Raw genomic sequence first — 8,682 nt, forward strand, 5'->3', positions numbered from 1 at the left:
CATTTTCAACCAAAACTGGCATGGAAAAACAGCATGATTACCTATTATTCAACAAAGCCGTATGAAGCATGAGAGTTACCTCGCGTTTTGTTTAAGGATCAGACACCCATATCAAAACCGGTAACTCTCAACCTTTCAAGGTCCAGTGTCAGATCTAGTCGCGACTAATACACATTATGGGTGAGCGTACCTGTGCGCCCGCCATGGATATCATCAGTGATACCGCACGCAGTAATATCCCGGCGCTCGGCTATGCGGGCACTTATGCCATCGCCAACGTGTTGCTGACATTAGCCGGTTCGCTGATTGTCATTATCTGGCCTGAACTGCCTTTCTAAGCGGGTTGAAAAAAATTGTCACTATTCTTTAAATAAAACCGAACTTTTTCGCATGTAGAGCGTCTGAATAAGTGCCGCTGCTTTTCTTTGAAATCCCCTTATTGAGGAGCCCGTCGTTCCCTCCTTTTCAGGTTCAAGAATGATGGGCCTTTTCTTACCCACCAGACTTCTCTTTGCGACCCGATTCTATTGGATGGTACTATTTACGCCGGACTCACAGGGGATCACCACGCGATGGAAACACGGCGCGCAGCACGGATCAACAAACTGACTCAGACATTGAAGAATGGCGATCGGCTGCACTTGAAACAAGCGGCAGAATTGTTGGGCGTATCCGAAATGACCGTGCGTCGCGACCTGAACGCCACGCCAGCCAGCGTGATTCTCTTGGGCGGCTATGTGGTTAACGATCCGCAGAGCAGCGCCATGGGTCACTACTTTGTGTCCGATCAGCAGAACCAGCAGGTGCCGGAGAAACGTGTGGCGTGCCGTCTGGCGGCACAACTGGTCGAGGCGGGCGAAACCGTTTTTTTGACTGCGGCACCACCCTGCTCTTTGTTATCGATGCCATCGATGAAGATCTGCTGTTTACCGCTGTCTGCTACTCCCTGAACACCTTTCTGGCACACTGCAAAGCCAAACCCGCTGCCAAAGTCATTTTGTGCGGCGGGGAATTCCACTCCGATAATGCGATTTTCACGCCGCTGACCCGGCAGAGTGAACTGGACCCGATCTGCACCAACAAAGCGTTCATCTCGGCGGCAGGGGTCGATCTCAGGCGGGGAGCAACCTGTTTTAATTTTGCAGAGCTGGATATCAAACACCGTGCGATGGCGCTATCTCAGCGCACTATTCTGGTGGCCGACAGCAGCAAGTTTGGCCTGATACAGCCTGCCGCTATCGGCGCATTGACGCAGTTCGATACGCTGGTGACCGACTGCGCCCCGCAGGGCACCTATCAGGATTTCGCGCTCGACAACGGCATCATGCTGATCTATCACTGCTGTTAAAACCAGCCGCCAAACCATTTGGTCAGGGTTAGCCATATCCCATCCCACAGTCGCCCGAACATACCTGCTTCAGGCACGTCATCCAGCGCCACCAGCGGTCGTTGTGCAATTACTTTGCCATCCAACTGGAAATCCACGGTACCGACTGCCTGGTTTTTCGCCAACGGAGCCTGTAGATGTGGCGACATCATAGTAAAACTGGCTTTCAGGTTGCGCATTTGCCCTTTAGGCACCGTCAGTGCGACATCGTCAACAACCCCTAACCGTGCTTCACTCTGCGCACCGTACCAGACACGCTGTGTGGTAAACGTGGTATTGGCCTGAACTGGCGTGACTGTTTCGAAGAAGCGGAAACCCCAGGTCAGCAGCTTTTCGCTATCGCGAAAACGAATGGCATCCGTCGGTGCGCACAGTACCACAGAAATTAACCGCATGTTACCTTCCGTCGCGGATGCCACCAGATTGTGTCCAGCACCACTTGTATGCCCGGTTTTGATGCCGTCAACATTCAGGTTGCTGCTCCACAACAAACGGTTGCGGTTGTGCTGCTTAATGTTATTGAAGGTGAATTCTTTTTCTTTATGCAGGGCATACTCTTCCGGCACATCGCGAATCAACGCCTGCCCCAGCAGCGCCATATCACGCGCCGTGCTGTACTGGCCAGCAGCATCCAGTCCGTGCACGGTGAGGAAATGGGTATTGGTGAGGTTGAGTGATTTGACATAGTTGTTCATCAGGCTGACAAACGCATCCTGACTGCCCGCCACATAGTCGGCCAACGCAATGCTGGCATCATTGCCCGATTGGATAACGATGCCTTTATTCAGTTCCAAAACCGGAATTTTATCGCCGGGTTTCAAAAACATCAAAGACGATCCCCGTAGCACCGGATTACCCGTTGCCCAAGCATCTTTACCGACGGTAACCAGATCGTCTGGTTTAATTTTTTCCGTTTTTATCGCCTGACCGATAACGTAGCTTGCCATCATTTTCGTCAGGCTGGCGGGATCTAGTCGCTCATCCGCTCGCTGTTCCGCAAGAACCACGCCGCTGTGGTAATCCATGAGAATAAAGGCTTTAGATTCGATCTGCGGCGCGGCAGTTGCCTGTTCAGCGTATACGTGTGGGGTTAGCGCCAGCCACAGCAGCGTTGCGCTGCATAGCATCAAGCGGGAGCACGCGGCCTTGGAAAATCGCGCCTGGGGGAAATGTGCCGTGGTGTTCATGCGTCCTCCATGTCGTAAGTCGTGCAGTTAATCTGATCATATTTCGATATTCTTTGCAACGAATGGCAATAAGCTGTAAACGTTACCGCCCGCCGCCCGACAATGAAACGCCCTACTCTGTAAAGATACTCAAAGAAATGAAAACGTCTAGAAAATACGCTGATTTATAAATACGTTATGAGAGTTATCTCATGGAATGAAGGGATAACCGACAAGCGGCATGCACCGCTCGCCGTTAACAGAACGTTAGCGCCGATCGCGTTTATCCGCACACTTGGCAAACCAGTCACCCAGCATCTGCACCACTTGCACCAGAATAACCAGCGCCACCACGGTCACCACCATCACCTGCATTTCATAGCGGTAATAATCAAAGCGGATCGCTAAATCACCGACGCCACCACCGCCCATAATACCCGCCATCACGGAGTAGCCAATCATGCTGACCAAGGTGATGGCCAGACCGCGCAACAAACCCGCCTTGGCTTCCGGCAGCAGTACGGTCGCAATAATACGAATTGTGCTGGCGCCGAACGCTTCGGCCGCTTCGACAATGCCGGGGTCGACTTCGCGCAGGGCGCCGTCCACCAGACGTGCATAAACGCCGTCGCCGCTACCGACATCGGCACCGATGCCGCCACCGGACCGATGGTGTTACCCAGCAAAATCTGGGTAAGCGGCAACAACAACACCAGCAGGATGACAAACGGGATAGAGCGGATAATGTTGACTAAAATAGTGCTGCATAATACACTGCACGGTTTTGCCAAAACAGGTTTCTGTCGTTGACAAAGATCAACAGACCCAAAGGTAGGCCTCCGACAATGGCGCACAGCGTCGCGATGCTGACCATCTGAAAGGTTTAGCCAAACGCAACGGTCAGGTCAAGCCAAAAATCACCCATGTAACACTTCCACGCGCGCCGTGCGGGTCTGGACATAATGGATAGCGGCAGCCAGTTGCTCGCTGTCCGTCGGGTGGGTCAGTAACACCACCAGAATACCTAACGCACGGTTGCCAATATATTCAATCTTGCCGTGCAAGATGTTGACCGAAACGCCATAGCGCACTGCCACATCAGATAACACCGACTGCTCGGCGGAATCGCCGATAAACAGGATTTTCAGCAACGTGCCTTGCAGCTCTTCTTTCAGGCGAGCGGGCAATTCCAGATTCAGCGTGTGAGAGACCAACTGTTGCGTGAAGGGATGTTGCGGCGCAGCAAACACATCGAACACCTCACCTTCTTCCACTACGCGGCCTTGCGTCATTACCGCCATGCGATCGCACACCGTCTTGATGACGCTCATTTCATGAGAAATCAGCAAAATGGTGATCCCCAGGAGCTGATTAATCTCTTTAAGCAGCACAAGTATGGCGGCAGAGGTTTCCAGATCGAGGGCCGAGGTCGGCTCATCGCACAGCAGCACTTCGAGATGGTTGGCAATCGCGCGTGCAATGCCGACGCGCTGTTTCTGCCCACCACTCAAACGGGAAGGATAGACATCCGCCTTATCCGACAAGGCTCAGCATTTCAAGCACACGCTGGGCAATTTCCTGTGGAGATTTGCCCGCTGCTTTCAAACTGAACGCGACGTTTTCCGCCACGGTACGCGTCTGCATCAGATTGAAATGCTGAAAAATCATGCCAATGCCCTGACGAGCCCAGCGCAGCTCACTGCCGCTTAACTCACTGATCGTGACGCCATTCACCGTGACACTGCCGCTTGTCGGGCGTTGCAACAGGTTAATGGTACGCAACAGGGTACTTTTCCCCGCACCGCTGGTGCCCACAATCCGGTCGTTTATTCAATATGTTGATTGTAGTGTGAAATGTCCGGTTTTGGATGTGGTATACAGTGGATAAAGTTGATGTAAGATGCCCGTTTTGTGAACAGACATCTCCTGTGAAAAAACACGGTTATGGCAAAAGTGGCCATCAGCGTTACCGTCGTCAGTCATGCAAACACGGATGGCTACAGGGCTTACAACGACAAAAGTAAAGCACATTGTTAGCAAGCTGTATACACAGCGTATTGAGCGTGCACATCTGACACTGCGTAACCGATCGCAACGGCTCAATCGCAAGACGCTCGGATATTCAAAATCATCCGAAATGCACGATAGGATCATCGGTACTTACATCGAACGCGAGTACTACGTTTGATGCTACATCAACTCATTGAATACACGACCCGTTCACGCAGCACATGCAACCGCCGGGGATCTCTTTCAATACAGCGCCGCTGTCAGACAACAACGCACCGTCGATGCCAATTTCACCAAATTCATTGACCAGTACCGCCCACACTTCATCTTCGGGTTTTTGTGTCAGCAGGTGGCGAATGGTGGTGGTTTTGCCACTGCCAAGAAAGCCAGTGATCAGGTTTACTTTGGTCAACACATCAGACTCCGGAAATACGATTAAACGGGGGAGGCGAGAGGCGCGCCAGTCATTGAGCGGCGCGAGAGAGACTTAGTCGGCGCGGCCCATATAGCGACGCTCGGCGATATGAATACGAATGTTTTCACCTGCGCTCAGGTATTCTGGCACCTGAACCACCAGACCGGTGCTCATGGTCGCCGGTTTGTTGCGGGCGCTGACTGAAGCCCCTTTGATGCCTGGTGCGGTCTCTACAATTTCCAAATCAACCGTTTGCGGCAGTTCCAGCGCCAGGATTTGTCCATCCCAAGTCAGTACCTGAATGCCCGGCATCCCTCCTTCCGGTATAAACATCAGTCTATCTTCAATTTGCTCTTTTTTGAAGATATACGGCGTGTAATCTTCATCATCCATAAAGACGTACTCATCACCGTCCATATAGGAGAAAGTGACAAAACGGCGTGTCAGGGTTATGGTATCGAGAATGTCGTCACCCTTGAAACGTTCCTCAACCTTCAGGCCGGTACGTACATCGGAGAAGCGCATTTTGTACAACGTGTTGGCACCGCGAGCGCTGGGGCTTTGGATGTCGACATCCTTTACCAACAGCAGCTTGCCACCGTAATTGATCACCATGCCACGTTTGATTTCGTTCGCTCTTGCCATGAAAAAAACCCTGTTATAAAGAAAAAGACATTTTTGTGGCGACACGTTACTCGCGCCGCTGAATTCAGGCAAGCGGCATTTTATCATCCGCTCGCGCATTCATCGCAGTCGTTCTATTTTATAGCAGGTCGGTCAGGCGTACACCGGCAGAGCGCCCAATAGTGTAAGCAGGTGCGCCACGATGTTAATGGCGCCAAACGCCAGAACGATAACCACCAGCCACATTCCACCTGGTGCGCGATAGGTCGTGCTATCAGGAACAAAGTGCTTGCGCGCGGCGGCGACCATACAGGCGGGAATGATCACTGCCCACAGCGTCGCCGCCAGCCCGGCGAAACCGATGGCATGCAGAAAACCATCAGGATACAGCAAGGCGGCAAGCGTTGGTGGAATAAAGGTGATGCTGGCTGCCTGTGTACGGCCTCGTGGTGTATCTGCCAGTGAAAAAGAGTCTTGAATATAGTCAAACAGTCCTAGGGATACGCCGAGGAAGGAACTGGCCAGTGCCATATAAGAAAAGGCGTTCAGCAAGGGGAGCAGATAGGCACTTTGCGCAGTGTTGCCCATGTGCTGAAGTAAATTGCCAATGTTGCCGCCCTCGGCGACCACGGCTTTAAATCCTTCACGTGGAATGTTGCCTTGAATCACATACTGCCACAGTAAATAGATCGCCAGTGAAAGTAAGGTGCCGTAGAACAGGCTGCGCGCCACCGTGCGCCCGTCTTTGTGATAGTACTTCACCAAACCGGGTACATTGCCATGGTAACCAAAAGAGGCCAACAGGTAGGGTAACGCTGCCAGTGCATAGGGAAAGTAGGGCGCATCCGCGGGCGCGCTCATCAACAGACGAGGGTGGTTGACCTGAGTGATCAGGTCGCTCACTGACAGCACAAAAGTAATCACCATACCGCCAATCAGAAGAGTACTTAGCCGATCCACGGCGCGCGTGGAGAGCCAGACAATAAAGGCAACCAGTAGAGAAAATATTAACCCTGATGTAGCGTGCCCTATGGGAAAAACATCTGCCAGCGTGTGCGTGATGATTGAACCACCCGCTGAGATATAGGCATAGGTTAAAATATAAAGTACAAATGCTACGGACAGACCGTTCAGGGTATTCCAGTGTTTCCCGAGCAGATCTTTCACCATGGTATGGAAGCTGGCACCGGCGGGGTAGTGCAGGTTGGTTTCCAGGATCATCAGTCCGGAGGCAAACATGCAAAACCAAGTGGCAACCAGCAACGGCATCGAGCCACTAAACCAGACACCGGCGGTAACAATCGGAATCGAAAACATGCCTGCACCTACGGCAGTGCCAGCAATGATCATGGCTCCGCCAAAGGCAGAGCGCGAACGAGAAAGCGGGAAAACGTCGGCTGACATTGCAGCTCCAAGGTAAAGTCATTGTACTAGTTTAATGATACAAAAAACTTATGGTTAAGTAAATCGTCGATCTGCCAGTAAAACGTGAAATAGCCAACGCTTATGACGATAAAGGCGGGGGAAATGGTGAATTTCTCTGCATTACGCTGGTGTTATCGGGCAAATTTGCTAGGCTGGAGCGGCCATTAAACCCGCCTTGCGAGTAAACAGGATGGAATGTCGTTCAGGCTGTGGGGCCTGCTGTATTGCTCCGTCAATCTCCAGTCCGTTGCCGGGCATGCCGGAGGGGAAACCCGCCAACGTACGCTGCCTGCACCTTGATGCCGCGATGCGCTGTGGCTTGTTTGGCTCGCCGTTGCGGCCTGCGGTGTGCGCGACGCTGCAACCGCAGGCGGAGATGTGTATGACAACGCGGGATGATGCGCTGACTTATCTTTTACAGCTTGAGGCAGAAACGCCTCCCTGATAGGGGCCGTATCGTTTGTTTATACCTCCTTGATTTTCCACATACAGTAAGCAGCTCCCACGCTCATCAGCAGGGAAATAGAGAAGACGGCGTGATAACCCCAAAATTGTGCCACGATGCCGGCCAGCGATCCGGAAATGATCCAACCCACGCGCGTGGTGTCGGTAAATAGCGTGGTGGCTGTGCCCGCTTGTCCTGGCATTAAATCCTGAAAATAGAGCATGCCGATACCCGCCAAAATACCGATAAAAATGGCGTTCAGCATTTGTAATCCTAACAGCACCCACTCTGCGCTGAACAGCACCAGCCCGACATAAAAAAGCAGTCCTGCACCGACGGCAATGCGCATCAAAATGCGTTTACCAACGCGTTTTGCCACATAGCACGCAATCAACATAACAGGAATTTCCAGCCCGGCCGCCGTGCCCATCATGATCCCGGCCAGCTTCTCAGACAGCCCCAGTGTGTTGACTACATATAAAGGCATCGTAATCAGGTAAACCCCGTTACAGGTCCACATGGCGGTGCAGGCGAAAAAAGCAGCAGCGTGTCATGTCGATTCTGACGCGGTGATGTCAACGTCGTGTCTGTTTGCAAGGCCGATTTCGGCATTGAGGGGAGCAGAAAGGTCACCAGCGCGCCACACAGCAAAAATACCACTGCTGCGGTGAGGTACATCACAGGGAAGCAAAAACCCAGCGCCAGGGTAAAAGCCACCGGCGGGCCGATCACCCAGGACAGGGAGATCTGGGTACGCATCACTGAGCTAAACATCGCGGCTTCGCGCCCGGTACGATCGGCGTGCTCGCGCGCCAACGCGAATAGCTGTGGGTTAGCGATCGAACCAAAGCTTGAGAGAAGGACGCCGACAATCAGCAAGATAAAGTAATTACGGTTCCAGGCATACAGCACGCATCCCAGTGCACCCAGTATGCAGCAGTGCAGAATCAGCCGTTTACGATCGCCCTGCTTGTCGGAGCGTGTGGTCAGCATTTGGCTCACGACAATGCCGATAACTGCACTGCCCGTGTAGTAGAGCCCCACCATCAGCGGGTTTACTTTCACTTCTGGGCTTTGTTGAATAAATCAGAACTTGTAACGACTGCGCCCCATACTGGTCGATTGTTACGTGATGCGAATACTGTTCGGCATTCCTAATAGCGTGATCCGGTTAAGCGCTTTGACCATGGCCATGGCTTCACCCACCTGA

The 8,682-nt window shown here is 52.5% G+C and carries 5 protein-coding genes and 8 pseudogenes; 4 read left to right on the forward strand and 9 right to left on the reverse strand.

What is annotated here, in order from left to right:
• Positions 1–173 precede the first annotated feature (173 nt).
• Positions 174–338: pseudogene (locus QZ506_RS01590) on the forward strand (hypothetical protein); the annotation flags it as partial.
• Between the two features lie 234 nt (positions 339–572).
• Positions 573–1,348: pseudogene (gene deoR, locus QZ506_RS01595) on the forward strand (DNA-binding transcriptional repressor DeoR).
• Here deoR and QZ506_RS01600 read toward each other — a convergent pair.
• From QZ506_RS01600 to QZ506_RS01615, 4 genes and pseudogenes are all read right to left on the reverse strand, one after another.
• The gene (locus QZ506_RS01600) at positions 1,345–2,514 is read right to left on the reverse strand and encodes a serine hydrolase (RefSeq protein ID WP_291968596.1); all 1,170 of its coding nucleotides are present in this window, start codon (positions 2,512–2,514) and stop codon (positions 1,345–1,347) included. The pseudogene deoR and the gene QZ506_RS01600 sit on opposite strands and share 4 nt — an antisense overlap.
• Before the next feature lie 306 nt (positions 2,515–2,820).
• A pseudogene (locus QZ506_RS01605) lies at positions 2,821–3,427 on the reverse strand (methionine ABC transporter permease).
• Between the two features lie 43 nt (positions 3,428–3,470).
• A pseudogene (locus QZ506_RS01610) lies at positions 3,471–4,371 on the reverse strand (methionine ABC transporter ATP-binding protein); the annotation flags it as partial.
• 8 nt (positions 4,372–4,379) lie between these two features.
• Positions 4,380–4,514, reverse strand: a complete 135-nt coding sequence (locus QZ506_RS01615) for a hypothetical protein (RefSeq protein WP_291968590.1) — start codon at positions 4,512–4,514, stop codon at positions 4,380–4,382.
• On the opposite strand from QZ506_RS01615, the pseudogene QZ506_RS01620 reads away from it, so the two are divergent.
• Positions 4,482–4,741: pseudogene (locus QZ506_RS01620) on the forward strand (IS1 family transposase). The gene QZ506_RS01615 and the pseudogene QZ506_RS01620 overlap by 33 nt on opposite strands.
• 27 nt (positions 4,742–4,768) lie before the next feature.
• Here the strand turns inward: QZ506_RS01620 and QZ506_RS01625 are convergent.
• The 3 genes and pseudogenes from QZ506_RS01625 to mtr all read right to left on the reverse strand — a co-directional run.
• Positions 4,769–4,978, reverse strand: a pseudogene (locus QZ506_RS01625) (GTP-binding protein); the annotation flags it as partial.
• Between the two features lie 72 nt (positions 4,979–5,050).
• Positions 5,051–5,623: an elongation factor P-like protein YeiP gene (gene yeiP / locus QZ506_RS01630; protein ID WP_291968592.1), complete on the reverse strand. Its 573-nt coding sequence runs from the start codon at positions 5,621–5,623 to the stop codon at positions 5,051–5,053.
• A gap of 132 nt (positions 5,624–5,755) precedes the next feature.
• The gene (gene mtr, locus QZ506_RS01635; protein WP_291968594.1) at positions 5,756–7,006 is read right to left on the reverse strand and encodes a tryptophan permease; all 1,251 of its coding nucleotides are present in this window, start codon (positions 7,004–7,006) and stop codon (positions 5,756–5,758) included.
• 211 nt (positions 7,007–7,217) lie between these two features.
• On the opposite strand from mtr, the gene QZ506_RS01640 reads away from it, so the two are divergent.
• Positions 7,218–7,472 carry a YkgJ family cysteine cluster protein gene (locus QZ506_RS01640; RefSeq protein WP_291968595.1) on the forward strand — a complete coding sequence of 85 codons (255 nt, stop codon included), beginning with the start codon at positions 7,218–7,220 and terminating at the stop codon, positions 7,470–7,472.
• A gap of 19 nt (positions 7,473–7,491) precedes the next feature.
• Here the strand turns inward: QZ506_RS01640 and QZ506_RS01645 are convergent.
• Both QZ506_RS01645 and QZ506_RS01650 read right to left on the reverse strand, forming a co-directional pair.
• Positions 7,492–8,525, reverse strand: a pseudogene (locus QZ506_RS01645) (MFS transporter); the annotation flags it as partial.
• Between the two features lie 72 nt (positions 8,526–8,597).
• A pseudogene (locus QZ506_RS01650) lies at positions 8,598–8,682 on the reverse strand (lipoprotein); the annotation flags it as partial.

The organism is Candidatus Symbiopectobacterium sp. (assembly GCF_020054415.1).
In the GTDB taxonomy this organism is placed as follows: Bacteria; Pseudomonadota; Gammaproteobacteria; order Enterobacterales; family Enterobacteriaceae; genus Symbiopectobacterium.